Annotated in this window: 22 protein-coding genes, 3 tRNA genes and 2 pseudogenes; 17 read left to right on the top strand and 10 right to left on the bottom strand. The window is 68.9% G+C overall.

The window, feature by feature from the left end:
- Positions 1 to 2: 2 nt before the first annotated feature.
- The 6 genes from ABD927_RS15280 to ABD927_RS15305 all read left to right on the top strand — a co-directional run bounded on the left by ABD927_RS15280 (position 3) and on the right by ABD927_RS15305 (position 6849).
- Positions 3 to 1403: an MmgE/PrpD family protein gene (locus ABD927_RS15280; RefSeq protein ID WP_345250697.1), complete on the top strand. Its 1401-nt coding sequence runs from the start codon at positions 3 to 5 to the stop codon at positions 1401 to 1403.
- Positions 1404 to 1453: 50 nt separating this feature from the next.
- On the top strand, positions 1454 to 2614 hold the full coding sequence (locus ABD927_RS15285; protein ID WP_345250698.1) for an acyl-CoA dehydrogenase family protein: 1161 nt from the start codon (positions 1454 to 1456) through the stop codon (positions 2612 to 2614).
- Positions 2611 to 3687 (top strand): acyl-CoA dehydrogenase family protein, encoded by a 1077-nt coding sequence (locus tag ABD927_RS15290; RefSeq protein WP_345250699.1) that lies wholly within the window; start codon positions 2611 to 2613, stop codon positions 3685 to 3687. Before ABD927_RS15285 ends, ABD927_RS15290 begins: the two co-directional genes overlap by 4 nt.
- A 23-nt stretch (positions 3688 to 3710) precedes the next feature.
- Entirely contained in the window at positions 3711 to 4682 is a 972-nt protein-coding gene (locus tag ABD927_RS15295; RefSeq protein ID WP_345250700.1) for a tripartite tricarboxylate transporter substrate binding protein, read from the top strand.
- 48 nt (positions 4683 to 4730) lie between these two features.
- Entirely contained in the window at positions 4731 to 5825 is a 1095-nt protein-coding gene (locus ABD927_RS15300) for a CapA family protein (protein ID WP_345250701.1), read from the top strand.
- A 214-nt stretch (positions 5826 to 6039) separates the two neighbouring features.
- The gene (locus tag ABD927_RS15305; RefSeq protein ID WP_345250719.1) at positions 6040 to 6849 is read left to right on the top strand and encodes an IclR family transcriptional regulator; all 810 of its coding nucleotides are present in this window, start codon (positions 6040 to 6042) and stop codon (positions 6847 to 6849) included.
- 415 nt (positions 6850 to 7264) lie between these two features.
- Here the strand turns inward: ABD927_RS15305 and ABD927_RS15310 are convergent.
- The 3 genes and pseudogenes from ABD927_RS15310 to ABD927_RS15320 form a co-directional block, all read right to left on the bottom strand.
- Positions 7265 to 7660: pseudogene (locus ABD927_RS15310) on the bottom strand (helix-turn-helix domain-containing protein); the annotation flags it as partial.
- Positions 7658 to 7825 (bottom strand): annotated as a pseudogene (locus tag ABD927_RS15315) (DUF1800 family protein); the annotation flags it as partial. The pseudogenes ABD927_RS15310 and ABD927_RS15315, both read right to left, overlap by 3 nt.
- Positions 7826 to 8014: 189 nt before the next feature.
- Positions 8015 to 8212, bottom strand: a complete 198-nt coding sequence (locus tag ABD927_RS15320; protein WP_345250702.1) for a hypothetical protein — start codon at positions 8210 to 8212, stop codon at positions 8015 to 8017.
- Positions 8213 to 8426: 214 nt separating this feature from the next.
- Between ABD927_RS15320 and ABD927_RS15325 the strand changes: the two genes are divergently transcribed.
- Positions 8427 to 8804, top strand: coding sequence for a DUF427 domain-containing protein (locus ABD927_RS15325; RefSeq protein WP_345250703.1), 378 nt, complete (start codon positions 8427 to 8429; stop codon positions 8802 to 8804).
- A 235-nt stretch (positions 8805 to 9039) separates the two neighbouring features.
- On the opposite strand, the gene ABD927_RS15330 is transcribed toward ABD927_RS15325, so the two are convergent.
- The 3 genes from ABD927_RS15330 to ABD927_RS15340 form a co-directional block, all read right to left on the bottom strand.
- Positions 9040 to 9115 (bottom strand) — tRNA-Gly (locus tag ABD927_RS15330).
- A 129-nt stretch (positions 9116 to 9244) separates the two neighbouring features.
- Entirely contained in the window at positions 9245 to 10525 is a 1281-nt protein-coding gene (locus ABD927_RS15335; RefSeq protein WP_345250704.1) for an Nramp family divalent metal transporter, read from the bottom strand.
- Positions 10526 to 10740: 215 nt separating this feature from the next.
- The gene (locus tag ABD927_RS15340; protein ID WP_345250705.1) at positions 10741 to 11475 is read right to left on the bottom strand and encodes an RNA polymerase sigma factor; all 735 of its coding nucleotides are present in this window, start codon (positions 11473 to 11475) and stop codon (positions 10741 to 10743) included.
- A 101-nt stretch (positions 11476 to 11576) separates the two neighbouring features.
- On the opposite strand from ABD927_RS15340, the gene ABD927_RS15345 reads away from it, so the two are divergent.
- Positions 11577 to 12173 (top strand): ATP-dependent Clp protease proteolytic subunit, encoded by a 597-nt coding sequence (locus ABD927_RS15345; protein WP_345250706.1) that lies wholly within the window; start codon positions 11577 to 11579, stop codon positions 12171 to 12173.
- A 555-nt stretch (positions 12174 to 12728) separates the two neighbouring features.
- On the opposite strand, the gene ABD927_RS15350 is transcribed toward ABD927_RS15345, so the two are convergent.
- Positions 12729 to 12804 (bottom strand) — tRNA-Gly (locus tag ABD927_RS15350).
- A 164-nt stretch (positions 12805 to 12968) separates the two neighbouring features.
- Here ABD927_RS15350 and ABD927_RS15355 point away from each other — a divergent pair.
- The 7 genes from ABD927_RS15355 to ABD927_RS15385 all read left to right on the top strand — a co-directional run bounded on the left by ABD927_RS15355 (position 12969) and on the right by ABD927_RS15385 (position 20844).
- Positions 12969 to 14045, top strand: coding sequence for an ABC transporter ATP-binding protein (locus ABD927_RS15355; RefSeq protein ID WP_345250707.1), 1077 nt, complete (start codon positions 12969 to 12971; stop codon positions 14043 to 14045).
- Between the two features lie 33 nt (positions 14046 to 14078).
- Entirely contained in the window at positions 14079 to 15044 is a 966-nt protein-coding gene (locus ABD927_RS15360; protein ID WP_345250708.1) for an ABC transporter substrate-binding protein, read from the top strand.
- A gap of 144 nt (positions 15045 to 15188) precedes the next feature.
- The gene (locus ABD927_RS15365; RefSeq protein ID WP_345250709.1) at positions 15189 to 16799 is read left to right on the top strand and encodes an ABC transporter permease; all 1611 of its coding nucleotides are present in this window, start codon (positions 15189 to 15191) and stop codon (positions 16797 to 16799) included.
- Between the two features lie 147 nt (positions 16800 to 16946).
- Positions 16947 to 18092, top strand: coding sequence for a malonyl-CoA decarboxylase domain-containing protein (locus ABD927_RS15370; RefSeq protein WP_345250710.1), 1146 nt, complete (start codon positions 16947 to 16949; stop codon positions 18090 to 18092).
- 237 nt (positions 18093 to 18329) lie between these two features.
- Positions 18330 to 18413, top strand: a tRNA-OTHER gene (locus ABD927_RS15375).
- Between the two features lie 136 nt (positions 18414 to 18549).
- Positions 18550 to 19002 (top strand): DUF1178 family protein, encoded by a 453-nt coding sequence (locus ABD927_RS15380; RefSeq protein ID WP_345250711.1) that lies wholly within the window; start codon positions 18550 to 18552, stop codon positions 19000 to 19002.
- A gap of 192 nt (positions 19003 to 19194) precedes the next feature.
- Positions 19195 to 20844 carry a putative bifunctional diguanylate cyclase/phosphodiesterase gene (locus ABD927_RS15385; protein ID WP_345250712.1) on the top strand — a complete coding sequence of 550 codons (1650 nt, stop codon included), beginning with the start codon at positions 19195 to 19197 and terminating at the stop codon, positions 20842 to 20844.
- Positions 20845 to 20852: 8 nt separating this feature from the next.
- Here the strand turns inward: ABD927_RS15385 and efp are convergent, their stop codons facing one another.
- The 3 genes from efp to ABD927_RS15400 form a co-directional block, all read right to left on the bottom strand.
- Positions 20853 to 21410 (bottom strand): elongation factor P, encoded by a 558-nt coding sequence (gene efp, locus ABD927_RS15390; RefSeq protein ID WP_345250713.1) that lies wholly within the window; start codon positions 21408 to 21410, stop codon positions 20853 to 20855.
- 195 nt (positions 21411 to 21605) lie between these two features.
- A complete protein-coding gene (gene earP / locus ABD927_RS15395) occupies positions 21606 to 22700 on the bottom strand; it encodes an elongation factor P maturation arginine rhamnosyltransferase EarP (RefSeq protein ID WP_345250720.1) in 1095 nt (364 codons plus the stop codon).
- Entirely contained in the window at positions 22700 to 23686 is a 987-nt protein-coding gene (locus ABD927_RS15400) for a LysR family transcriptional regulator (protein WP_345250714.1), read from the bottom strand. The genes earP and ABD927_RS15400 overlap by 1 nt, the downstream gene beginning before the upstream one ends.
- A gap of 117 nt (positions 23687 to 23803) precedes the next feature.
- Between ABD927_RS15400 and ABD927_RS15405 the strand changes: the two genes are divergently transcribed.
- Positions 23804 to 24250, top strand: a complete 447-nt coding sequence (locus tag ABD927_RS15405; RefSeq protein ID WP_345250715.1) for a CidA/LrgA family protein — start codon at positions 23804 to 23806, stop codon at positions 24248 to 24250.
- Positions 24251 to 24257: 7 nt separating this feature from the next.
- On the top strand, positions 24258 to 24932 hold the full coding sequence (locus ABD927_RS15410) for an LrgB family protein (protein ID WP_345250716.1): 675 nt from the start codon (positions 24258 to 24260) through the stop codon (positions 24930 to 24932).
- The last annotated feature ends 75 nt before the right edge of the window (positions 24933 to 25007 follow it).

Genomic DNA, 25007 nt, shown 5'->3' on the forward strand with positions numbered 1-25007 from the left:
CCATGGACGCCACCACCGAACGGCTGGTCGACCTTGCGCTGGATCCCCGCTACGCGCGCCTGCCCGCCGACGTCGTGCACGAATGCAAGCGCCGCGTGGTCGATACCCTTGCCTGCGCGTTGGGCGCCTACGATGAAAGCAGCAGCCGGCTGGCGCGCGCCGCCGCGGCGCGCGTGCTGCCCGCGCCCGGCGCGCCGGCGGCCCGCGTATGGGGCGGCCACGCGCCCACCACGCCGGAAGCCGCCGCCTTCGCCAACGGCGTGATGCTGCGCGAACTGGACATCAGCGACATGTACCGCGTCCGCAGCGGCGGCCATCCCAGCGACGTGATGGCCGGCATCCTGGCGGTGGGCGAGGCGGCGCGCGCCGACGGCGCCGCGGTGATCGGCGCCATCACGCTGGCCTACGACGTCTATTGCAGCTTCTGCGAAGCCGTCGACGTCAACTCGCGCGGCTGGGACCAGCCTGTCTATGGCATCCTCGGCGGCGTGCTCGGCATCGCGCGCCTGCTTGGCCTGTCGCGCGAACAGGCCGGCCATGCGGTGGGCCTGGCGCTGGCGCCCAACATGGCGCTGGCCCAGACGCGCCACAACACGCTGTCGGCCTGGAAGGGCTGCGCGGCGGCCAATGCCTCCCGCAACGCCGTATTCGCCGCCTATCTCGCGCAGCAAGGCCTGACCGGCCCCAGCGCGGTGTTCGAAGGCAAGGGCGGGCTGTGGGACGCGGTGGGCCGCTTCGAGTGGACGCCCGAGGCGGACGATTCGTCGCATCGCATCGCGCGCACGGACCTGAAGAGCTTTCCGCTGTGCTATCACGCGCAGTCCGCGGTATGGGCCGCGCTGCAATTGCGCGGGCAGGTGCGGATCGACGAGGTCGAGGCCATCGAGGTCGAGACCTACCGCTTCGCCAGCGACTTCCTGGCCGGCGAACCGGCCAAATGGGCGCCCGCCACGCGCGAGACCGCCGACCACAGCCTGCCCTACATCGTCGCCGTGGCGCTGCTGGACGGCGAGGTGAAGGTGCGCTCCTTCGCGCCCGCGCGGCTGGGCGACCCGGCGCTGGGCGCGCTGATGCGCAAGGTGCGCGTGGCCGAGGCGGCCGACCTCACGCGGCGCTATCCGGGCGTCTCGTCGTGCCGGCTGCGCGTGGTCCACCGCGACGGCCGCGCCGCGCAGGCCGGCGTCGACGAACCCAAGGGCAGCCTGCAGAACCCGATGAGCGATGCCGAGATCGGCGCCAAGTTCCGCAGCATGTCCGGCGGCTTCTGCAGCGAAAGCCAGTGCGCCGAGGCGCTCGACGCGCTGTGGGCGCTGGACGGCGCGCCCGACGTGGGCGAGGTATTGGCCACGCTGGCGCGGCCAGGCGCCGCGCAGCCGCCGCTGGCGCTTGCCGCCCGGGGCTGAACCGCGCCGCCCTGACTACCCCTTTTCCACTACTGAGGAGACCTGCCGCGATGACAGCCGCCCGCTTCGAGTTCACGCCACCCGTATTTCCCGGGCACATCGAGTCGCTGCGCGAGGAGGTGCGCGCCTTTCTTGCCGAAGAGCGCGCCAGCGGGGCGCTGCCGCGGCCCAATTACGTGAGCATGCTGGTTTCGCTGCCGTTCACGAAAAAACTGGCCGAGCGCGGCTGGATCGGCATGACCTGGCCGGCCGAATACGGCGGCCACGAGCGCACCGCGCTGGAACGCTACGCCGTGACCGAGGAACTGCTGGCGGCCTGCGCGCCGATCCGCGCCCACTGGGTGGCCGACCGCCAGAGCGCCGCCGTGCTGCTGCGTTTCGGCACCGAAGAACAGAAACGCAAATACCTGCCGCGCATCGCCGCCGGCGACTGGTTCTTCACGCCGGGGCTGTCCGAGCCCGACGCCGGCTCGGACCTCGCCTCGCTGCGCACCTCGGCGACCAAGGTGGAGGGCGGCTGGCGCGTGCAGGGCACCAAGATCTGGAACAGCAACTCGCATGTGGCGCAGTACACGCTGCTGCTGTGCCGCACCGAACCGGCCGGCGAAGACCGCCACCACGGCCTGTCGCGCTTCATCGTCGACCTGTCCTCGCCCGGCATCCAGATCCGCCCCATCATCAACCTGGCCGGCGAACACGACTTCAACCAGCTCTATTTCGACGACGTGTTCGTGCCCGACGAAAACGTGGTGGGCGAATTGGGCAACGGCTGGAACCAGGCGACCACCGAACTGGCCTACGAGCGCAGCGGGCCCGAGCGCTGGATGAGTTCCTTCCGGCTGCTGGCCGAACTGACCGAGGCGCTGGGCGAGGACGCCTCCCCTTCGGCCTGCCGCGAACTGGGCGCGTTGCTGGCCGAGATGCTGGCGCTGCGGCAAATGTCGATGTCGATCGCGGTGATGCTGGAACAAGGCCGCGCCCCGAACCAGGAGGCCGCCATCGTCAAGGACCTCGGCACCTGCTTCGAGCAGGCGATGGTCGCCAAGGCGCGCGACCTGATCCACGAAGAGGGCATAGAACTGCACGGCGGCGCGCGCCGGCTCGGCGAGGTGCTCGACAACGCGCAGGCCTGGTCGATCTGCTACACGATCCGCGGCGGCGCCAAGGAAATCATGCGCGGCGTGATCGCGCGCGGACTGGGGTTGCGATGAACGATAACGATGGCATGACCGCGATGATGGCCGAGACGGCCACGCGGCTGTTTTCCACGCTGTGCACCGACGCCGTGCTGGCCGCGGCCGAAACCGGCGGCTTGCCGCAGGAACTGTGGGGGGCGGTGGAGGAGCTGGGCCTGCCCGCCATGCTGGCCGACGAGCGCCACGGCGGCATCGGCGCGGCACCGCGCGATGCGGTGGCGGTGCTGCGCACCGCCGGCCGCCACGCCGTGCCGCTGCCGCTGGCCGAAACCATGCTCGCGCGCTGGCTGCTGTCGCGCGCCGGCCTGGAGGCGCCCGCCGGGCCGCTGGCGGTGGCGCTCGGCAGCGACCGCAAACCCTGGCGGATCGCGCGCGGGCAGGGCGGGGCGGCGCTGAGCGGCGAGCAGGCCGCGGTGGCATGGGGAGCGAGCGCGGCGGCCGTGGTGGCGGTGGCGCCCGCCGAAGGCGGCGTGGCGCTGGGCGTGCTGCCGCCGTCCCGGCTGCGGGTCGAGCCGGGGCGCAACATCGCCGGCGAGCCGCGCGACCGCCTGGCCGCCCAGGGCGCGCCGCTGGATGCCTCGGCCCTGCTTGCCGGCCTGGATGCCGAGGCCGTGCTGCGCATGGCCGCGCTGCTGCGCGCGGCGATGATCAGCGGCGCGCTGGAAAACATCCTCGACATGTCGGTGCGCTACGTGCGCGACCGCGTGCAGTTCGGCCGGCCGCTGGCCAAGTTCCAGGCCGTGCAGCAGCAGCTGGCCGTGATGGCCGGCGCGGTGGCGGCCGCGTCGGCCATCACCGACGCGGCCGCCTCGGCCGTGCTGCGCGACGACGGCATGGTGATGGTGGCCGCGGCGCGCGCCCGGCTGGCGGCGGCGATCGACACCGGCGCGGCCGTCGCGCACCAGGTGCACGGCGCGATGGGCTTCGTGCGCGAGTACCCCTTGCACTTCAGCACGCGCCGCCTGTGGGGCTGGCGCGACGAATACGGCTCGGCGGCCGAATGGCGCGAGCGGCTGGGGCGCGCCTTCGCCGGCACGCCGGCCGACGCGCTGTGGCCCCGCCTGGCCGCCGTGGGCATAGGTCGCTGAGGCCTTCCGAAGGAGACATCAAGATGCGTCGCTTCCACATCTTCGCGGCCGGCCTCGCGCTGGCCGCCTACGGCGCCATCGCGCCGGCCGAGGAGTTTCCCTCCCACCCCATGCGCATGATCATCCCGACGCCGGCCGGCGGCGGCGCCGACGCCATCGCCCGCCTGCTCGGCGAAAAGATGCAGGAGCGCATGGGCCAGCCGGTGGTCGTCGAAAACCGCCCCGGCGGCGACACCATCATCGGCACGCGCCTGGTGGCCACCTCGCCGCCCGACGGCTACACCATGCTGCTCACCTATTCCCTGGTGGCGGTGCAGCCCTCGCTGAAGAAGCACCTGCCCTATGACGTCCGGCGCGACCTGGCGCCGGTGATCGACCTGATGGAGGCGCCCAGCCTGGTCACCGTGCGCAACGGGCTGCCGGTGAACACCATGCAGGACCTGATCGCGCTGGTGCGCGCCGAGCCGGGCAAGTACAGCTATTCCGACGGCGGCACGGGCGGCCCCTCGCACCTGTCGGCCGAGCTGTTCAATTCCCTGACCGGCGGCAAGCTGCTGCGCGTGCCCTACAAGGGCTCGGCGCCTTCGCTCACCGACCTGGCCGGCGGGCACGTCGACATGAGCTTTTCCACCATCGTGTCGGCCCAGCCCTACGTGCGCACCGGCCGGATGAAAGCGCTGGCGGTGACCGGCAAGCGGCGCTCGCCGGTCTTTCCCGAACTGCCCACGGTGGCCGAGGCCGGCCTGCCGGACTACGAGTACGTGACCTGGTACGGCATCTTCGTTACCGGCGGCACGCCCAAGCCTATCGTCGACAAGCTCTACGGCGTGATGCGCGAGATCGTGGAAACGCCGGAAATGAAGCAGCTGTTCGCCGAGCAGGGCGCGCAGGTGGTCGGCACCGGCCCGCAGGAATTCGGCGCCTACATCGACGGCGAGATCAAGAAGTGGGCGCGCGTGGTGAAGGACGCCAGGATCCCCGTCGACGAAGACTGAAGCGCCGTTTTTCTTACCTTCCTTATCTTTGAATATAGAACAGAAGCGATGACAGAACCGACCGTAGTCCTACTCGGCTGCGGCGACATCGGCCCCGTCCAGGAGCCGATGGACGCCTACAGCACCTTGGTGAAACCCACCCTGCAAGCGGCCGACATCCGTTTCGGCCAGGCCGAGCGCATCTACTCCGAGCGCGGCGAATTCCAGCTGCACGGCCTGCGGCACGGCCGCCTGGCGCCGCACATGGCCTCGGTGTTCTCCGACTGCGGCTTCGACGTGGTGTCCGTGGCCGGCAACCACGGCATGGATTTCGGCCCCGACGCGCTGATGGACACCATCGACAACCTGCGCGGCCGCGGCATCCGCACCGTCGGCGCCGGCCGCAACGCCGAGGAGGCGCGCCGGCCCGCCATCGTCGAGAAGAACGGCGTGCGGGTGGCCTTTCTGGCCTACTGTTCGCTGCTGGCGGAAAACTACGACGCCGGTCCCGACCGGCCGGGCGTGGCGCCGCTGCGCGTGCACACCTATTACGAAGCGGTCGAGCCGCAGCCGGGCATTCCCCCGCGCGTGGTGACCGTGCCCTACGAAGAAGACATGGTCGCCGTGCTCGACGACATCGCCGCGGCCCGCAAGGCGGCCGACGTGGTGGTGCTCTCGCTGCACTGGGGCGTGCATTTCATCCCGCGCCTGATCGCCGAATACCAGCCCATCGTCGCCAACGCCGCCGCCAGGGCCGGCGTGGACATCATCCTAGGTCACCACGCCCACATCCCCAAGGCGATCGGCATGCACCACGGCATGGCTTGCTTCTACAGCCTGTCGAACTTCATCTTCACCACCCGCGAGAACCCGGCGCGGGCCAGGGAGTTCGCGCGCATCTACGGCATCGAGCAGGATCCCGCCTATCCGCGCCTGGCCTTCGGCACCGACGCCAAGCGCAGCCTGATCGCCAAGGCCGTGCTGTCGAAAAAAGGGGTAGACCGCGTATCTTTCCTGCCGGTGCTGATCGACACGCAGATGCGCCCGGAAGTGCTGCGCCGCGGCGATCCCCGCTTCGACGAGGCGGTCCGGTACATGGACTGGGCATCCGAGGGGTTTGAACATCGCTTCGCCATCGAGGGCGATGAGGTGGTGGTCAGTTGACCGCGGGCATCGGGCAATTCCATGGAGTGGAATTGGCCCCGCCGAACGATTCCCGGCATGTATAGTATGTCCATACGCGATGGATCATCGCAGATGCTGAGACTGCCCGGCGCGGTTCGCCGGCACGGGCGGCGACTGGGAGACTCGAATGGCGTATGGCCTCAGGGCGGTGGCAGGCATGCCGCCGCACATGACGGCGTCGGGCGCCGGCATGATGCGCGCCGGTTCCAGAGCCGACACACGATTTCCGGGCGCGTCCCCGTCCAACCGTTCCCTGGAACGAGGCTTGCGCATCCTCCGCGTCTTCCGTCCGGGCGCCTCCCTGCGGGGCAACAACGAGATCGCCGAACGCGCGGGGCTGCCGCGCTCGACGGTCAGCCGGCTCACGCAGACCCTGGTGGCCTGTGGTTTCCTGGAGCACGACCGGACGGCCGATGCCTACCGCCTGGGGCCCGCGGTACTGAGCCTGGCGGAGGCCTTCATCGCCGGTTCCGACGTGCTGCTGGTTGCCGTTCCGCTGATGCGGCGCGTGTCCGAGGAACTGCAGGTCAACGTCGGCCTGGCGATGGCCGACGGCGACGAGATGGTCTATCTGCATGCCTTCCGGCGCAACTGCGTGGGCATGCCCCGGCATGTCACCACCGGGCATCGCACCCCGGTCGAACTGACCTCGCTCGGCCGCGCGCATCTGGCGACGCTGGGCGAGCCGGATCTCGACCGTTTCCTGGAAGGGCTGCGACCGCGCTACGCCGACCGCTGGGAGCGGCTGGAGCAGGACATCCGCGAATCGGTCCGTCAGGTCCACGAGATGGGCTACTGCCAGGTGAACTGGCTGCCGGGCGTAACCTCGATCGCCACTTCCATCCGCTTGCGCTCGGGCGTCGTCTATTTCATCAACATCAGCGTGTCCACCAAGCTGTTCGGCCAGCAGCAGGTGGCCGGCCAGCTGGTGCCCGAATTGCTCGGCATGGCCGACGCGATCCGGCAAGGGCTCGATTCGGCCGACAGCCGGGCCGCCGTCTAGGCCGGGCTACAGGCGAGCGCCGAGCGGCAGAACGCCCGCACCTGGCCACCGGGCGCCTGCGGCCCATCCTGCCGGGCGAGACGATGGCGGTGTCGACGGCGCTGTGAAAGGCGCCGAACAGCATCGAGGCCGTCAGGTGGGCAGGGCGGGCGGTCCAGGCACCATCCCTGGCGCCGCCGGCGACCAGCGCGGAAAGGTGGGCGATGACGGGGTTGTCGTAGCGCATGCGGCGGCCGGACGGCCGGAACTCGTGGAACACTAGATCGTGCAGCGCGAAGTCGTCGAGGTAGCCGTGCACGGCGGCCTCGATCCGGGCGTCGAGCCGGCCGCTCCAGTCGGCGGGTGCCTTGGCGGCCACCGCCTTTTCCACGCGCGCGTGGAAGCGTTCGGCGAAGCGCTCGCGCAGCGCCTGCAGGACGTCGTCCTTGGTCTTGAAGTAGAAGTAGAAGGTGTCCTTGGCGACGCCGGCGCCTCTCACGATCTCGTCCACGATGGTGTCGTCGAAGCCCTTGCCGAGGAACAATGCCTCGGCCGCGTCCATCAATTCCTCGCCGCGGATTTCGGCGGGCTTGGTGCGCGGCCGCCTGGCGGCCGCAGCGGCGAGCCCGGTCTGACCGGCCGTCATGCCGCGCGGCCCATGGTTTCCGAGACCCAGGACAGCGCGCGGTCCACGTCGTCGAAGGTGCGCGCCGGCACGCCGAACAGTTTTTCCGCGTCCATCCGGCTCATGCGGTCGAGGTGCTCGGCGGGCACCACGGTGGCGATGCCGATGACCTGCGCGCGTATCCGTCCGGCATTGGCCTGCAGCCATGTCTTGGCGGCGTTCCACCGCGACCAGCATGTCTTCGAGACGTCCCAACAGGTGTGGGCGTATGGTCCGCGTTCCGAGATCGCCGGCCAGCACGGCAACGTCCTGCTTTTCGGTCGAAACCGCGAAATGGCTGGCCCAGAAACGCACCAGCCGTTCGACGAACGGCGCCACGGAAAGAGGCCTCGGACGCGTTGAAACTCAGCATCGTCAGGCGCAGGTATTCCTTCGGACGGCACTACGGTGGCTGGCTTATTGCGTGTGGCGAATGTACGGGCCCCCGCCGCAATCTTTCTTCGATGGCGCCATGCCTCGGCGCTTGATATCCGCAACGGTTGCGGTATCGTTCATCGCGATTCAGCACTGAATTTTTATATAAAGTACCCTAATCAGACTGACTCGCAAAAATGCCTTTACCGTCCGCGTGGGCTTGCCGCAGGCCAGGTCGTCGGAGGTATACATGCCTGCCTTGGCCGCGTAGCGTTGCCCGGGCAATTGCCGCGACGTGGGAATGGCGATATGGTGCAGCACGTAGCTCGCGCCTTCGCGTTGCATTCAATATTTCTTGCCTCTGGAAGCCGAACGCCGTGGCGTGCGACCGCTCGGCAATGGCCGAAGAATCCTCGCCCGACTGGCACGTGCATCAGCAGGAGACTGTTACTGCACGATACGTCACGAACTACAGCGGCTTGCGTGTGCCGCGCGGTCCGCCAAGCGCTAAGCTAAGAGACTCGTGTCGAGATACGCGAAGTTCTTCCAGGAGCAAGCCATGACCGACAAATCCATCAAGATTCCCGGCCCCGACCATCCTATCACGGTCACGCCCAACACCGCGCACATCGTGGTGAGGGCAGGCGGCCGCACCGTGGCCGACACGCGCCGTGCGCTGACGCTGCGCGAAGCCTCCTATACCCCCGTGCAATACATCCCGCGCGAAGACGTGGACATGACGTTGCTGGAGCGTACTTCCCACACCACCCATTGCCCGTACAAGGGCGATTGCTCGTATTACAGTATCCCGGTCGGTGGCGAACGGGCCGTCAACGCCGTGTGGAGCTATGAGTCGCCGCATGCCGCCGTGGCGCAGATTGCCGGCCATCTGGCGTTCTATCCGGATCGCGTCGATTCGATCGAAGAAACCCGCTAGCGTTTGGTGTCGCGAGAATGAAAAGGAGCCGCGGCTCCTTTGTTTTACGACCATGGCTCTCTGAAAATCCATGGAATCGAATTCCTGGAGCAGGTCAACGAACTTGTAGCTGTCAGTGGAAGCCGATGGACGTCAGCGTAACTCGGCCGGAAATGAAAAAGGGGCCGAAGCCCCTTGATTCATTTCCAGGTAGGCATCCACGGAAGTCAGTGGGATCTCCACGGAACAAAATTCTTGGAGCGGGAAACGAGTCTCGAACTCGCGACCTCAACCTTGGCAAGGTTGCGCTCTACCAACTGAGCTATTCCCGCGTATCCTGCATGCCGCCCGCCGGTTGATCTACTGCTTCACCGGCGAAGAGAGTGACAAGAAAGACAATGCTTTCTGATCGAAGGCGCGCATTCTCACCTAATTTCAAATTTGTGTCAAACCAGCGGCAACTATCCGGCCACGGCCTGCCCGATCAAGGCCGCGTTCAAGCCCAGGATCATCGCCACGCAGATCCAGGCCAGGCCAAGCAAGACACCGCCGACCCGCCACCGCCCCATCAAGGAGCGATCCGAAGCGAACTTCACCAGCGGGATCACCGCCAGCGGCAACTGCAAGCTCAACACCACCTGGCTCGCCACCAGCAGCGAGGTCGATCCGTGCTCGCCAAAGGCCGCCACGGCCAGGAAGGCGGGGCCGATGGCCAGCGCCCGGGTCAGCAGGGCCCGCTTCCACGGCGTCAGCTTCAATTTCAGGAAGCCTTGCATCACGGCTTGGCCGGCCAGGGTGCCGGTGACGGTGGAATTCAGGCCGCAGGCCAGCAGCGCGCCGGCGAACAGCAGCCCCGCCCACTGGTGCCCCAGCAACGGCGCGAGCAGCCGTTGGGCGTCGCCGAGGTCGCTCACCCCGGTGTTGCCGTTGGCATGGAAAACGGCAGCCGCCAGGATGAGCAGCGCCGCGTTGATGACGAAGGCGAAGACGAGCGACCCGAAGGTGTCGAAGTTCACGCCCAGCAGCGCCTGCCGCACCTGCGCCGGCTGCCGCTCGGGCGCCAGATCCTTGACGAGCGCCGAGTGCAGGTACAGGTTGTGCGGCATGACGGTGGCGCCCAGGATGCCGGCGGCGAGCCAGAGCATGCCGGTGTTGGTCATCATCTCGCGCGAGGGCGCGAAGCCCCGCAGCGCGGCGGCCCAGTCGGGATGGGCGAGCGCGAGTTGCGCCACGAAGCAGGCGGCCGTGAACATGATGAGGGCGGTCACCGTGCCTTCGAGCCTTCGCGTGCCGCGGCGCTTCAAGGCCAGCAGGCCGAAGGTGCCGACCGCGGACAGCGCCACGCCCACGGCCAGCGAGACGCCCAGCAGCAATTGCAGGGCGACGGCCACGCCGAGCACCTCGGCCACGTCGCAGGCGATGATGGCGATCTCGGCCGCGATCCACAGCATGAGCACGGTTCGCCGGCCGTAGCGTTCATGCGCGAGTTCTGCAAGGTCTCGTCCGCTGACCACGCCCACGCGCGAAGACATCCATTGCAGCAGCATGCCCATGAGACTGGCGAGCAGGACGACGCCCAGCAAGGCATAGCCGTAGCCGGCCCCGGCGGACAGGGCGGTGGCCCAGTTGCCGGGATCCATGTAGCCGACGGCGATCAGGGCTCCGGCGCCGGCGAACGCAAACCAGCGCGGGGTAGGGCGCGGCGCGGGCTCGGCGCGAAGAGGGACTGCATGGGTCGACATGGCAGGCTCGCGGAAAGTCTTCACGGAATAAATGATATCAATTCTCATTAGCATCTACGATTGAATTTGCCAATGGAATCGTTAGGCGCCGCCTCGCCCGGCCTGCTTGATTCGCGAGAGGGGCGCGGCGCCGGTTGCTGCAAGCCGCGTGCCCGGCGCCACCGCGTGTTCGCATGTCTCCTACCGGCCAGCCTGGCGCTGCCGGTGGCGATCGACTACAAGCCGCAAAGCGCGCAGCAGTCTTCCGTGTGCGCCGCCCAGGTCAGCAGGTTCCGGATATGAATCCGCCGTGCCATGCAGGAAGCCGCCATGTCTTCCCGCACACCGCCGGCCACGGCATTCGCAAGCGCCGCCATCGCCTGCGGCCGGCAAGCGCGCAGCACGGCGACGAGCCCGCCGGGATCGCGCTGGGTCAGCGCATGCCGGCACAGCGCGAACAGGTACGCCGCGTCGTCGCCTTCCTCTTCCTCTATTTCGTCCGGCCTGGGGCCGATAGGCGTGGAACGTAGACGCCGGAGCAAGCGATGCAGGTGCTGGCGGGATGCGTCCTCGCTGCGGCCGGCCAGCGAGCCGAGTTCGGCGTGGCTGAACCCGAAGATTTCGTACAGCAGCACGGCCGCCGCATCGCCGGGGGCCAGGGTCCGGCTCAGGTGGGCCAGGGCCGCTTCCACGCGTTGCGCCTGATCGGCCAGCCGCTGCGGCCAATCGTCGTCCGGCCGGTGCGGCGTTTCTTCGGCGGCCTGCGCGAGAATGGTCCGGTAGCGTCCCTGACGACGCAGGAAATCGATGCAGAGGTGGTGCAGCACCGTGACCAGCCATGCTTCCCGGCCCGCTTCGGTGGGCGGCAGCGCTCCCGCGGCCGTGCGCAGATAGGCGTCCTGGACCAGGTCTTCGGCCTCGCTGCCGTGCGCCAGCCAGCGCCGGGCCAGCGCGATCAGGCGCTTGCGCAATGCCTCGTCGTCGGCCAGGGGATGGGGAGGGACGGCGGATGTCACGTTATCGGCGGCTCGTTCGTTTACCGGCGGAACTTAACACGAAAGGAGCTTTCCCGATGTTCGCCAACGATCCGGACCGCAATGCCGCGCCTTCGCCGGCACAGAACGGCGCCTTCCTGGAAGAGAAGACCTTCCGGGCCCGGACGGTGCTGGTATTCGGAACCATCACCGACGCCACGGCGTCCGAAACGGTGCGCCGCCTGCTGGCGCTCGACGCAGAGTCCGATGCGCCCATCAACATGATCGTCTCATCCCCCGGCGGCCATCTGGAATCGGGCGATGCGATACACGACGTGGTGCGTTTCATCTGCGCGCCGGTCAACATGGTAGGCACCGGCTGGGTAGGCAGCGCCGCCACCCATCTCTACCTCGGCGCGCCGCGCGAGCGCCGCTTCTGCCTGCCGCAAACCCGCTTCCTGATCCATCAGCCCAGCGGCGGCGCCGGCGGCCCGGCCAGCGATATCGCCATCCATGCGCGCGAGATCGTCAAGGCGCGCGAGCGCATCGCCCGCGTCATTGCGCGTGAAAGCGGGCAGCCCCTGGATCGGGTGCTGGCAGACATCGAGCGCGATCACTGGATGCCGGCGGAAGAAGCCGTGGCCTATGGCCTGGTTTCGCGCATCATCGAGCGGCGTGGGGAACTGGCCGCATGACCGCCATGAGCCCATATCTAAGGCATTGGATGTTCGCGCGTTACGTCCTGATTGCGAGCGGGCCTGCCACGCGCAACGAGAGGCAAGCGTTTCGGGGTTGCCGATGTGGCGACAAACCGCTGGTGGGGGGATTACCCCACGATCCAACTTCGATGGGTTGCCGCAGGAACGCGGCCAGATGACAACGCCGGTCCATCACGTCGCGCGGCGGACGCGTACGCACCGCCGGGCTTCCTCTCTCGAGCGCCGTCGCATCGCCCTTGAGCAACGCCATGATCGTCCAGAAAAAATGTCCCTGTGATGCGAGGATTGGAGATTGCAGCCCTGCGCCTGATCAGGCGAGCTGTTCGTCCTACGACCCGCATCCCACATGAAGAGTGGCAGTCCGTTCTTGATGTAATCAAGCGGCAACTGCCTGCCCTCACCGGTAAGTTCCAAAACGGTCATTGGTAGGCAGCAGACGAACTTACGCTTTGGGCCGAAAGCAGCTATTAAGGATAGCCTAGGCGCAAACGCAAAAGGGCCCAAACCGACGTTTGGGCCCTTTTGAGAATTTGGAGCGGGAAACGAGTCTCGAACTCGCGACCTCAACCTTGGCAAGGTTGCGCTCTACCAACTGAGCTATTCCCGCATTGCCGCACTTCAGCTTTCGAAGTGAGAAAGAAACTATAGCAAGACCAGCGCCCGCGTGTCAAACGCCCCTCGCCAAAAAGGGCCGGAACTCGCCAGTCACAAAACCGTCACGCAAGAGAAATACGATGCCGCCGTTCTTCCCCACACGGCCATCGATACCCCATGCACCCCACCAGCACTGCCGGCGCCTCGATCGAGATCGAGGGCCTGGTGCAGCGGTTTGCCGCCAATACGGTTCTTGACCACATCGACATCCGTCTGGAGCCGGGCCGCGTGCTCGCGCTGCTTGGCCCCTCGGGCTGCGGCAAGACGACGCTGCTGAAGGCGCTGGCCGGGCTGGACCGCCCGGTCGCCGGCCGCATCGCCATCGACGGCGTCACGGTCAGCGGGGACGGCGTGTTCTTGCCGCCGGAAAAGCGCGGCCTGGGCATGGTGTTCCAGGATTACGCGCTGTGGCCGCACATGACGGTCGGCGGCAATGTGTCCTTCCCGCTGGAAGTGCGCGGCGTGGACCGGCGCGAGCGCGCCAGCCGGGTCGCGCATGCGCTCGAGCTGGTCGGCCTGGGCGGTTTCGGATCGCGCCAGCCCGGCAGTCTGTCGGGCGGCCAGCAGCAGCGCGTGGCGCTGGCCCGCGCCATCGTCGCCCGCCCGCGCGTGCTGCTGTTCGACGAGCCGCTGTCCAACCTCGACCGCGATCTGCGCGAGACCCTGTGCGCCGAGATCGGCCGCCTGTTGCGCGACCTCGGCACCACTGCCGTCTACGTCACCCACGACCACGAAGAAGCCTTCACGCTGGCCGATACGGTGGCCGTGATGCGCGGCGGCCGGATCCGCCAGATGGCGGCGCCGGATGCGCTGATCCACGAGCCGGGCACGGCCGACGTGGCCGAATTCCTGAAGCTGGGCGCGCTATCGCGCGCCGAGCGTACCGAGCGCGGCTGGCGGCTCGATTGCGGCGTCGAGCTGGTCGGCCCCGCTGCCGGGTCGGCGGGCGCCCCCGGCCCCGGCCATCTCCTGATTCCGCCCGCCGCGCTGCGCGCCGGCACGGGAGAAACGCTGCGCGGCCTGGTCATCGCGCAGCGCTACCGCGGCGGCCAGTACGCCACCACCGTCCGCGTCGGCGCGGCCGGCCAGGCGCTCGAACTGGCCTTGCTGACCGACGTGCGCATGCCGATCCAGCAGGCGGTCGCCCTCGACGTCGACTGGTCGCGGCTGCGCTGGTTCCCGCTGGCCGCATGACGGCCGGCATCGTCCATCCTTTTGTGGAATGCCATGAAAACGCTCAAACCCCTGATTGCCATGCTGTCGATCGGCGCCGCGCTGGCGGCCGGCAACGCCCAGGCGCTGACGGTCTACACCGCCGGCCCGGCCGGCCTGATCAAGAACCTGGCCGATGACTTCAAGAAGCAGACCGGCGTGACGGTCGACGTGTTCCAGGCCGACACCGGCAAGGTCATGGCCAGGCTCGAGGCCGAAGCGTCGAACCCGCGCGCCGACGTGGTGATCTCGGCCTCGTGGGACAGCGCGATCGACCTCGACCGCCGCGGCTGGCTGCTGCCGTACCAGAGCCCGAACGCGGCCAATGTGCCGGCCATCTACAAGAGCGGCACCTATGTGGCGCAGGGCCTGTCGGCACTGGCCATCGCGTGGAACACCAAGAGCGGCACCCCGCGCCCGGCCGACTGGAGCGACCTGACCAAGCCCGAGTTCAAGAACCTGGTAAACATGCCCGATCCGGCCCAGTCCGGCACCGCGCTCGAACTGCTGTCGGGCCTGCAGGCTGCCAACGGCGACGGTGCCTGGAAGCTGTTCCAGTCGCTGAAGGACAACGGCATGGCCATCGCCGGCCCCAACGCGCAGGCGATGAACCCGGTGCTGCAGGGCGCCAAGGCTGCCGTGTTCGCCGCCGTCGATTACGTGGCGCTGGACAGCCGGGCCAAGGGCGAGTCGATCGAGGTGATCTTCCCGTCGAGCGGCACCGTGGTGGCCGGCCGGCCGATGATGATCCTGAAGTCGACCAAGACGCCGGAAGACGCCAAGAAGTTCATCGACTACGTGCTGTCGGACGCCGGCCAGGCGCGCGTTGCCGCGACCTACCTGGTGCCCGCCCGCACCGACATCAAGGCCAGGCGCCCCGGCCTGAGCGAGTTCAAGTCGCTGCCTCCGGCCACCGATGAAGAGCGCGCCGGCCGCGAGGCGCTGCTGCAGCGCTTCTCGAAGCTGTTCGAGCGCAAGTAGGCCCCGGTAGTTCCGCCTGCCGGGCGCGCCGCGCGGTGCGGCGCGCCCGGCGTTCATCGCGCGGACCGCATAGAACAAACAACTGAAAAAGGCCTGGACGCCATGCGTTCGAATTCGCTATTGCCGGGTGTGGCAGTCGCCGCGTTGGCGCTACTGGTAGCGCTGCCGCTCGGCTTCGTCGTGCTGGAGGCCGTTTTTCCGGCGCTGGCGCAGGGCAGCCTGGCCGGGCCATTCACCCATTTCGCCAAGACGCTGGCCGACCCCGCGCTGCCCGAGCTGACCGCCAACACGCTGCGGCTGGGCACCGGGGTGGTGCTTTGCGCGGCGCTGGCCGGCATCCCGCTCGGCGCGCTGCGCGGCCTGTTCGACGTGCCGGGCGCGCGGCTGTGGGATGCGCTGCTGCTGGTGCCGTTCATGATCCCGCCCTACATCGCGGCGCTGGGCTGGATCATGCTGCTGCAGCCGCGCGGCTATGCGCAGCAGCTGCTGGGCGCGAACGCGGCCGGCTTCCTGTTTTCGCTGCACGGCGTGGTGTTCGTGATGACGCTCAACGTGCTGCCGGTGGTGTACTTCGCCGTGTCGCGCAGCATGGCCGCGACCGGGTCGCGGCTGGCCGAGGTGGGGCAGGTGTGCGGCGCGGGCCCGTGGCGCTGCTTCTGGCGCATCACCTTGCCGCTGACCGCGCCCGGCATCGCCGCCAGCCTGCTGCTGGTGTTCGCGATGGCCATCGAGGAATACGGCACGCCGGCCGCATTGGCCGCCAATTCGGGTTTCTTCGTGCTGGTGACCGGCATTGAGCGGCGTTTTTCGGAATGGCCGATCGACCTGCCGGGCGCGTCCATCCTGTCGCTGATCCTGGTGGGGCTGGCGGTGGCGGCCTTCGTGCTGCAGCGGGTCATGCTGCGCGGCCATGCCTTCGAGACGATGACGGGCAAGCCGGCGCGCCCCGGCAGGCGTTCGCTGGGGGCGTGGCGCTGGCCCGCGGCCGCGCTGTTCGCGGTGGTGTGCCTGGCCTCGACTTTCGCGCCGCTGTTCGCGGTGCTGGCCACCGCGCTCAGCCGCACGCTGTCGGGCGGGCTGGCGATCGCCAATCTCTCGCTGGTGCATTTCGAGGCGATCGCCGGCGGCGACGCGCTGCAGGCGCTGTCTACCAGCCTGGCGCTGGGGGTCGGCGCGGCGGTGGTCACGGGCCTGGTCGGCATGCTGGTGGCCTACTGCGTGGTCAAGACCCGCGCCCGCGGCCGCGCCATGCTGGACGTGCTGTCTATGCTGCCCAACACCATGCCGGGCGTGGTGGTGGGGGTGGGGCTGATCCTGGCCTGGAACCAGCCATTCTGGCCGGCCACGCCCTACGACACCTGGGGCATTCTGCTGCTGGCCTATTGCTGCCTGCTGATGCCGTATCCGGTGCGCTATACCCAGGCTGCGCTGATGCAGATCGGCGACAGCCTGGAGGCGGCCGCGCGGGTGCACGGCGCCGGCGGCGCCACGGCGATGATGCGCGTGCTGCTGCCTTTGCTGGCGCCCAGTCTGGCGGCGGCCATGCTGCTGGTGTTCGCCGTCGCGTCGCGCGAACTGGTGGCTTCGCTGCTGCTGGCGCCGACCGGGGTGCAGACCGTGGCGCTGTTCATCTGGCGGCAGTTCGAGCAGGGCTCGGTGGGGCAGGGGATGGCGATGAGCGTGGTGACGGTGGTGGCGACCACGGCGCTGACGGGCACGGCCATCGGTTTGCTGCGGCGGCGAGGGCTGGCCTGAGCGGGGCGGTGCCCGCGGCGGTTTCCGTGCCGCGGCGGCATGGCGCGACAAGGACATGGCACGACGAGTATGACGTCGTAGACGCGGGGACCGGTTTGCAGGGCCATGAAATCGCCCTATAAGAGGCGCTGGTTCACGGAGAATGGTATGCCGCCCTTCGAGGCCGACGTTCCTGCCGTCCCCGCCGCGCCGCCCCTGCCGCCGCGCGTGGCGGCGAGGCTGCGGGCCCTGTTGCAGCGAAGCTTTGCCGCGACCCGCCTGACCGACGCGGCCGCCGGCCTGGCCGCGCGGCAATGGGCCGACGCCTATCGCGGCGCCGATGCGGCCGGCAGGCTCGGCATGTTGAAAACGATGCTCGAGGTGGGCGCCACCCGGCCGGCCATGGCCGGGCGCCTGCCCGGGCCATTGTGGCGCGCGCTGCCCGGAAGCGGCGCGCGCTTTTGCCATCGTTTGCGCGCCATGCCCGACGGCCTGGCTTTTGTGCTGGCGCTTCGCGCCGACATGCTGCAATGGCGCGGTGCGCTCGGCGCGCCGGGCATGTTGGAGACCGAGATCGAGGAGCTGCTCGCGGACTGGTTCGACGCCGGCCTGCTCGAATTGCGCCTGATCGAAGGTCCGACTGGCCGGCGCTGCGCTTTCTTCCATCCCTATCTGCCCGCGACGCCGGTTTTTTCCCTCGACGTGACGTTCTGCCGCACGCTGCCGGCCGGCATGCGGCAATTGCGGGACGCGGCCGTGCCGCCGCGCGAAGGCGGTGTCGTGCCATGGGCGGTCCTGCATTCGCTGGCGGTGGCCATGCCGGGTCTGCGCGGCGTGGGATTCGGCAATTTCGCGGTCGGCCGGCTGATCCAGGCGCTGCGGCGCGAAGCCCCCGGGATCGGCCGTTTCGGCGTGCTCGCGCCGCTTTCCGGTTTCTCTGATTGGTTGGCCGGTCGCATGGACGTCGAAACGGCCGGCAGCGCCGGCCTGCGCCTGGCGGCGCATTACCTGGCCGAGGTGCGCGACGGCCGTCTGCCGCACGACCCGCTGGCCCGCTTCCATCTCGCCAACGGCGCCCGCATCGAGCGCGTGAACAGGGACCCGGACGCAGACGCAGGCGGGGAAGACCCGGCCGGCACCTGCCCGTTCACGGTGAACTACCGCTACGATCCCGCCGCTTTCGAGCCCAATCTGGCGCTGCTCGCGCAAGGCCGGATCCCCATGGCCCCGGCCGTCGCGCGCCTGCTCGAACCGCCTGCCGGGCCGTCCACCCCGTTGTGCGACAATACGCGCCGTGCGCCCGTGACGAAATAGGTAGACGTAGCGGACTTCCAGCAATGCGGAGTGCCCCGGCCGAAAGACCGGGAGTAGAACCCGTCAAATTCGGCGAACCCCTGGCACGGGAACGCCGAGCCAAGCAGGCGATGCATGCATCGCCGGGCGTGTGTAGAGACTCGACGGCGGGGGCCTAAGGCCGGCGCGGCATCCCATCCCCGGATGCGCGGCGGCGATGGTCAAGGCAGAGTCCAGACCCCGAACGGCAGGCGCCACGCGCCCGCCGGCTGCGCGAGCAGTAGCGGGTAAGAAAATCCGCGGCCGCAAGGCGTGCCGGTTCGATTCCGGCCGGGCGCACCATCTTCCATCGCACCTGCGCATTCGAGCCGGAACGCCGAGCGCAAAGCCCTGCGCGCAGGACGGTTGGGGTAACATAAAAGATTCTTCACGGCTTGGGGCCGGCCCGCGTCACGCGACGGCAAGACCCGCTACTTCGATGGCATTCAAGGTTTTCGATCTGCAGTGCGAGCACGGCCATTTGTTCGAAGGCTGGTTCGCCTCTCATGCCGACTACGATTCCCAGCGCGAGCGCGGGCTGGTGCGCTGCCCGCTCTGCGACAGCGCCTCGGTCGAACGCAAGCTGTCGGCGCCTCGCCTGAACGTTTCGGGCCTCAAACAGGATGCCCCCGCCGCGCCGCCGGCGCCGCCGGCCGGGCGGCCCGAAAGCGTGGTACAGGGCGAGGTCATCCGCCACCTGCGCCAGATGCTCAAGCAGATCGAGAACGTAGGCGACCGCTTCGCCGACGAAGCCCGCCGCATCCACCGGGGCGACGCGCCCGAGCGCGCGATCCGGGGCGTGGCCACCGCCCAGGAGCGGCGCGAGCTGGCCGAAGAGGGGGTGGCCGTGGCGGCCATCCCGGCCTTGCTAGACGACGACAATCTCCAGTAGCCTGCGTTTTTCGCGGGGTTCCTCAAGTATGGGCCGACGCTGCCGTTAGTCCGTTCATGGTGACGGCGGCCTGCCGGTTTCGCGCGTATTTGCCGGCACCTCGGTTTTTCCTCGTGCATCTGGCCCATCTTGAATCGCTCCAGCTCGCCACATCGCGCAGAACCGGCCTGCGCCATGCTTGAAAAAATAGCCGTGACGTTTCTCGACGCCGTGGGCGAGGGCCTGCTGGCCATCACCGAAACCGGCCGCATCTGCGCCGCCAACGAAGCGGCCTGCAGGCTGTTCGGCGTCTCGCGCGAACGCATGGCCGCGCTGTCGATCGACGACCTGATCCCGGCCGCGCTCAGCCCGGCGCACGAGCCGCGCTTCGGGCGTGCCCTGCATGCCGACCTGGCCCGCATCATGGGCCGCACGCGCACCGTCAAGGCCCATCGCGCCGACGGCCGCGAGTTCCTGGCGCTGGCCAACATCACGCGCGCCGAATCGCCGGATTTCGTCGGCTTCGTCGCCGTCGTCACCGACGTTTCCGAGATGGCCAATGCCATCCAGACGCTGGAAGACCTCGCCACCCGCGACGAGCTCACCGGGCTGGCCAATGCGCGTTCCTTCTTCGCCCACCTGGAAGGCCTGATCGCCGGCGGCCGCGACCGCGACCTGGCCCTGGTGGTGATCAACCTGGCCGACTTCGCCGCGATCAACGAGGCGCTGGGCCATGCCTTCGGCGACCTGGTCCTGCACGAGATCGCCGGCCGCCTGAGCGCGGCAGCCGGCAGCTCGGCCCAGGTGGCGCGGCTGGGCGGTGACCGCTTCGGCATCGCGCTGACGGGCATCCGCTCGTCGCAGGCCGCCGTGGCCGAGGCCGAGGAACTGCTGTGGGCGGTGACCGGCCACGAAGTGGTGCTGGGCGACCGCCGCCTGCTGCCTCGCGCGATGGCCGGCGTGGCCTGGGCCGCCGGCGAGATCCGCGAGGCCGAAGGCCTGATGCACGCGGCCGACCTGGCACTGCGTCAGGCGCGCCGCAGTTCGGGCGGCGAAAACCGGGTGGGCCTGTACAACCCGGCCATGGCGCGCCGTTCGCGCGACATGCTGGCGATCGAGACGGCCTTGATGGGCGCGCTCGAGCGCAACGAGTTTTCGCTGGTCTACCAGCCCAAGGTGCTGCTGCCGTCGCGCCGGCCGTCGGGCGTGGAAGCGCTCCTGCGCTGGCAGCCGCCGGGCCGCGTCGCGGTGCCGCCGGACCTGTTCATCCGCATGGCCGAGCAGAACGGCCTGATCCTGCCGATCGGCAACTGGGTTCTGGCCGAAAGCATCCGCTTCGCGGCGGCGAACCTGCCGGCGCCGATGCGCGTGAGCGTGAACATGTCGACCGTGCAGTTCCGCGATCCCGGCCTGATGGACGCGATCGAGGCGGCGCTGCACGCCTCCAAGCTGCAGCCGGACCGGCTCGAACTGGAAATTACCGAAACGGCGGCGATGAGCGAACTGACGCTGGCGATCGAGACCATCCGCAACATGCGCTCGATCGGCGTGCGCACCGCGATCGACGATTTCGGCACCGGCTATTCGTCGCTGAGCTACCTGACGCGGCTGGAGGTCGACAAGATCAAGATCGACCAGACCCTGCTGCCGAAGGACAACAACACGCGCACCTGGGCGGTGCTGGACGCCATCATCGAGCTGTGCCACGCGGCCCAGCGCGAAGTGCTGGCCGAGGGCATCGAGTCGGAACACCAGGCCGAGCGGCTGGCGCAGGGCGGCTGCGACAAGGGGCAGGGGTATTTCTTTTCGCGGCCGCTGGGCCCCGACGCGCTGCGGGCCTACATGCAGCGCGAACTGGGCTGAGACGGGTCTTACTTGACGCGGCTGCGGTATTCCGCGGTGCGGGTGTCGATTTCGATCTTGTCGCCGATGTCGCAGAACAGCGGCACGGGCAGTTCCCAGCCGGTGCTGATCTTGGCGGGCTTCATCACCTTGCCGGAGGTGTCGCCGCGCACGGCGGGCTCGGTGTAGATGATCTCGCGCACCACGATGGTGGGCAGTTCGATCGAAATGGCGCGGCCGTCGTAGAACACGACCTCGACCGGCATGCCTTCTTCGAGGTAGTTCAGCGCGTCGCCCATGCTCTCGGCTTCCACCTCGTACTGGTTGTACTCGGCGTCCATGAACACGTACATCGGGTCGGCGAAATACGAGTAGGTGCATTCCTTGCGGTCGAGCACCAGCACGTCGAACTTCTCGTCGGCCTTGTAGACCGATTCCGTGCCCGAGCCGGTGAGCAGGTTCTTCAGCTTCAGCTTGACGACGGCGGCGTTGCGGCCGGACTTGTTGTACTCGGCCTTCTGGACGACCAGGGGATCCTTGCCGACCATGATGACATTGCCGACGCGCAGTTCCTGAGCGATCTTCATACGGGAAATCAACCTTAAGGGGGAGTCAACCAAGGGGAGCCACAACCCCGGGAGTCATAACCCGGGAGGACACCGGCCTTGGAGAGGGCGACCTTGGAGGAAAGCGCGTAGCCGGCTGCCAAAGGTCTGATTGTGCAGCCAGCTAGTATAACCTTTTGCGCAGCCGGGGGGAATCGCCGGCGGCATGCTTTGGCGTCAGGGGCGGCTTTCCCGCAACGTCCGGCAGAACGCGGCGAGCCGGGCCGCCAGGTCGTCCTGCGCGGCCAGCCGGTCGCTCCAGGCGCGGGCGTGGCGCCGCCAGTCTTGCCAGGCGGCCGGGGCCAGCGCCGCGCGCAGGCGCTGCGCCAGCCCGTCGCGGCCGGTTTCGCCGTTCCAGGCGGCGTTGAGCTCGCGTCCGGCCAGGGGCGCCGGCTCGCGCGCCAGCCAGGCGTGCAGCTTGTCGATGTGCGCAGCCTGCGCCTGCGGATAGATGTGCCACACCATGGGCCGCGCCGCCCACTGCGCGCGCACGAAAGAGTCCTCGCCGCGCACGAAGTTCAGGTCGGCGCACCACAGCAGGCGGTCGTAGCCGGGCTGGGAAAGGAAGGGCAGCCGGGCGATGCGCAGCGCGCCGCGTTCGCCGGCGCGCAGGTAGGGCGCCACGCCGTGCGCCACGGCCAGGGTGGACGGCCGTTCGTCCTGCGCCAGCACGTCGGCCAGCACCGAGGCGCTGGCGTCCGGATAGCAGAACAACGTGACGAGGCGGTCGTCGCGCGGCTCGATGCCGGTTTCGCGCAGCCATGCCGCGCGCGCGGCGGGACCGGCCTGCAGGGCGTCGCGCGCCGCCGTCAGGCCGCGTTCGCGGATCAGTCCGCCGCTGCCTTCGGTGAAACCGGGGAAGAAGAAGTATTTGACCAGGCCGCTCGGCTGCGGCGAGGGCAGGGCGTGGCAATTGTCGATCCACGGTTCGGCGCTCAGGTATTCCAGGTTGATCCAGGCCGGCCGGCGCAGGCTGTCCTGCATGCGGTGCACATAGGCCGGCGGCGGGTCGCAGGCAAAGGCCTCGATGACGACGTCGGCGGGCGCCAGGTCGGGCGCGGGCTGGGTCCAATGGACGACCTCGATGCCGCCGACGGCCTGCCGCGCGGCGCCGGGGTCGAGCCGCGGCTCCAGGCGGGCGAACACCGCCAGGTCGTCCACCCACAGCCGCATGGCCCAGCCGTGTTCGGCGGCCATCTGGCGCGCCAGGCGCCAGCAGACGCCGATATCGCCGTAGTTGTCGATGATGCGGCAGAAAAGGTCGGCGTGGATCATGGCTGCGGGTCGGGAAAATCGGGAAGGGGGAGGGCGGGAGCGCCGCCGGGCGTCAGCGGATCGCCGCGGGGCGTCACCGGATCGCCGGCGGCCGCCGCGAACGCCGGTTCGGTCAGCACGCTGCGCGCCGTGTCGAGCCAGGCGCGGGCGGCGAACGACAGATAGCGCCCCTGGCGCCACGCCAGGCCCATATTCCACCACAGCTGCGGATGCGCCACCGGCACCACGGCGAAGCGGCCGCGGTCGAGCCGCCGGCCGAACAGCTCGGGCAGCAGGGCGATGCCCACGCCGGCCTCCACCATCGAGGCCATGAAATCCCACTGGCTGCTGCGGCCGGCGATGGTGGGCGAGAAGCCGGCGCCGGCGCAGGCGTCGTGCACGATCTCGTTCAGCACGAAGCCCTCGCCGTAGAAGATGAACGGTTCGCCGGCCAGTTCGGCCAGCTTCACCTCGCCGCGGCCGCGCCAGCGCGAGTCGGCCGGCGCGATCAGCTGCAGCGGGTAGCTGCACAGCGGCAGCGTGTCGAAGCCCTCGCCCAGCGGCAGCAGCACGGCGCCGATTTCCAGCGTGCCGCTGCGCAGTTCCTCTTCCACGGTGCGCGAGCCCCGTTCGAACAGCTTCAGTTCGATGCGCGGGTAGCGGCGATGGAAGCGGGCCAGGATGGGCATCAGCAGGCTGTTGGCCAGCGGCGGAATGCCGATCGAAAGCTCGCCGCGGGCCACCTGGTTCAGGTCGGCCAGCTCGGCCTGCAGCCGCGCGTGCATGGCCAGCATTTCCTGGCCGCGCTCGAACACGATGCGGCCGGTGTCGGTCAGCTCGATGCGGCGACCTTCCTTGCGCAGCAGCGGGGTGCCCAGCTCGGATTCCAGCTGCTTGATCATCTTGCTGACGGTGGGCTGGGTGACGAACAGCGCCTTCGACGCCGCCGTGAAGCCCCGGTGGCGGACGACTTCGACCAGGTAACGCAAGGCCCGCAGGTCCATGGTGCAAAAAAATGCCGATATGGAATGTATTGGATGAATATTATTCATTTCATAAATGGAAATCCAGTGCTTAGAATGATTCCGTCAAGGGAAAACCCTTGGTCCGGAATCGCAGCCATGATCACCTCTTCATCCATGCCGCTTTCGCCGTCCTTGCCCCGCGTGGGCGGGCAGGTGTTGCTGCTGGCCGCCCTGTGGTGGGCCGCCGACGCGCTGTCGCGCTGGGCGCATCTGCCGGTGCCGGCCGGCGTGCTGGGGCTGGCGATACTGCTGGCGCTGCTGTTCGGCGGCTGGCTGCCGGTGGATGGCGTGCGCTTCGGCGCGCAGTGGATGCTGACCGACATGCTGCTGTTCTTCATCCCCGCGGCCGTGGCCACGGTGCGCTACGGGCCCATGCTGCGCGACTCCGGCCTGCGCCTGCTGGCCGTTATCGTGGTCGGCAACGCCTGCGTGATGGCCGTCACCTCCATCGCAGTGGAACTCCTGGTGAGGAAGGGCGCCCCCCTACGCGCTTCACGGATCCGCCGCATCCTGGCCGGGACGCGCAGCGCCACGGGGGACTGACATGGGCATGGCCGTTTTTTGCGTGCTGGCCACGCTGGCGCTGTTCTATCCGAACAAGTATCTGTACCGGCGCTGGCCGCGGCTGTGGTTCAACCCCATCCTGCTGACGCCGGCCGCGCTGGCTGCGCTGTTGTGGGCCGCGCACATCCCGCTGGACGAATACCTGTCCGATACGCACTGGCTGCTGTGGTGCCTGGGCCCGGCCACCGTCGGCTTCGCGGTGCCGATCTACCAGCACCGCGCGCTGATCCGCGAACATTGGGCGGCGCTGCTGGCCGGCACGGTGGCCGGCGTGACGATGGCCGTCGGCTCGTCGTGGCTGCTGGCGCGGGCGGCCGGGCTGCCGGGTGAGGTGGCCAACAGCCTGCTGGTGCGGTCGATCTCGACGCCATTCGCGATGGGCATCGCCGAGCGGGTCGGCGGCAAGGCCGACCTGACCGCCATGTTCGTGGTGCTGACCGGCGTGGCCGGCATCGTCACCGGCGAACTGGTGCTTGCCCTGCTGCCGCGCCGCTCCGGCCTGGCGCGCGGCGCCTCCTACGGCGCCGCCGCCCACGCGCTGGGCACCGTCAAGGCCCGCGAATTCGGCGAGCCCGCCGGCGTAATGGCCAGCCTCCTGATGATCTTCAGCGGCCTCCTAACCACGCTGCTCGCCCCCCTGATCCGCCACCTGGCCACATAACCGCTGCCGCGCCCCAATCCCCGCCCCACCCAGGATGCGGCGGATCCGGCTCCGCCGGTCCGCCCGCATCGCCCC

Source organism: Pigmentiphaga soli (genome assembly GCF_039541095.1).
GTDB classification, from domain to species: domain Bacteria; phylum Pseudomonadota; class Gammaproteobacteria; order Burkholderiales; family Burkholderiaceae_B; genus Pigmentiphaga; species Pigmentiphaga soli.

Excerpts from the sequence above, each read along its gene's own strand:
- ABD927_RS15280 (WP_345250697.1), top strand. The coding sequence starts at position 3 with ATGGACGCCACCACCGAACGGCTGGTCGACCTTGCGCTGGATCCCCGC.
- ABD927_RS15285 (WP_345250698.1), top strand. The coding sequence starts at position 1,454 with ATGACAGCCGCCCGCTTCGAGTTCACGCCACCCGTATTTCCCGGGCAC.
- ABD927_RS15290 (WP_345250699.1), top strand. The coding sequence starts at position 2,611 with ATGAACGATAACGATGGCATGACCGCGATGATGGCCGAGACGGCCACG.
- ABD927_RS15295 (WP_345250700.1), top strand. The coding sequence starts at position 3,711 with ATGCGTCGCTTCCACATCTTCGCGGCCGGCCTCGCGCTGGCCGCCTAC.
- ABD927_RS15300 (WP_345250701.1), top strand. The coding sequence starts at position 4,731 with ATGACAGAACCGACCGTAGTCCTACTCGGCTGCGGCGACATCGGCCCC.
- ABD927_RS15305 (WP_345250719.1), top strand. The coding sequence starts at position 6,040 with ATGCGCGCCGGTTCCAGAGCCGACACACGATTTCCGGGCGCGTCCCCG.
- ABD927_RS15320 (WP_345250702.1), bottom strand. The coding sequence starts at position 8,212 with ATGCAACGCGAAGGCGCGAGCTACGTGCTGCACCATATCGCCATTCCC.
- ABD927_RS15325 (WP_345250703.1), top strand. The coding sequence starts at position 8,427 with ATGACCGACAAATCCATCAAGATTCCCGGCCCCGACCATCCTATCACG.
- ABD927_RS15335 (WP_345250704.1), bottom strand. The coding sequence starts at position 10,525 with ATGTCGACCCATGCAGTCCCTCTTCGCGCCGAGCCCGCGCCGCGCCCT.
- ABD927_RS15345 (WP_345250706.1), top strand. The coding sequence starts at position 11,577 with ATGTTCGCCAACGATCCGGACCGCAATGCCGCGCCTTCGCCGGCACAG.
- ABD927_RS15355 (WP_345250707.1), top strand. The coding sequence starts at position 12,969 with ATGCACCCCACCAGCACTGCCGGCGCCTCGATCGAGATCGAGGGCCTG.
- ABD927_RS15360 (WP_345250708.1), top strand. The coding sequence starts at position 14,079 with ATGAAAACGCTCAAACCCCTGATTGCCATGCTGTCGATCGGCGCCGCG.
- ABD927_RS15370 (WP_345250710.1), top strand. The coding sequence starts at position 16,947 with ATGCCGCCCTTCGAGGCCGACGTTCCTGCCGTCCCCGCCGCGCCGCCC.
- ABD927_RS15380 (WP_345250711.1), top strand. The coding sequence starts at position 18,550 with ATGGCATTCAAGGTTTTCGATCTGCAGTGCGAGCACGGCCATTTGTTC.
- efp (WP_345250713.1), bottom strand. The coding sequence starts at position 21,410 with ATGAAGATCGCTCAGGAACTGCGCGTCGGCAATGTCATCATGGTCGGC.
- ABD927_RS15400 (WP_345250714.1), bottom strand. The coding sequence starts at position 23,686 with ATGGACCTGCGGGCCTTGCGTTACCTGGTCGAAGTCGTCCGCCACCGG.
- ABD927_RS15405 (WP_345250715.1), top strand. The coding sequence starts at position 23,804 with ATGATCACCTCTTCATCCATGCCGCTTTCGCCGTCCTTGCCCCGCGTG.
- ABD927_RS15410 (WP_345250716.1), top strand. The coding sequence starts at position 24,258 with ATGGCCGTTTTTTGCGTGCTGGCCACGCTGGCGCTGTTCTATCCGAAC.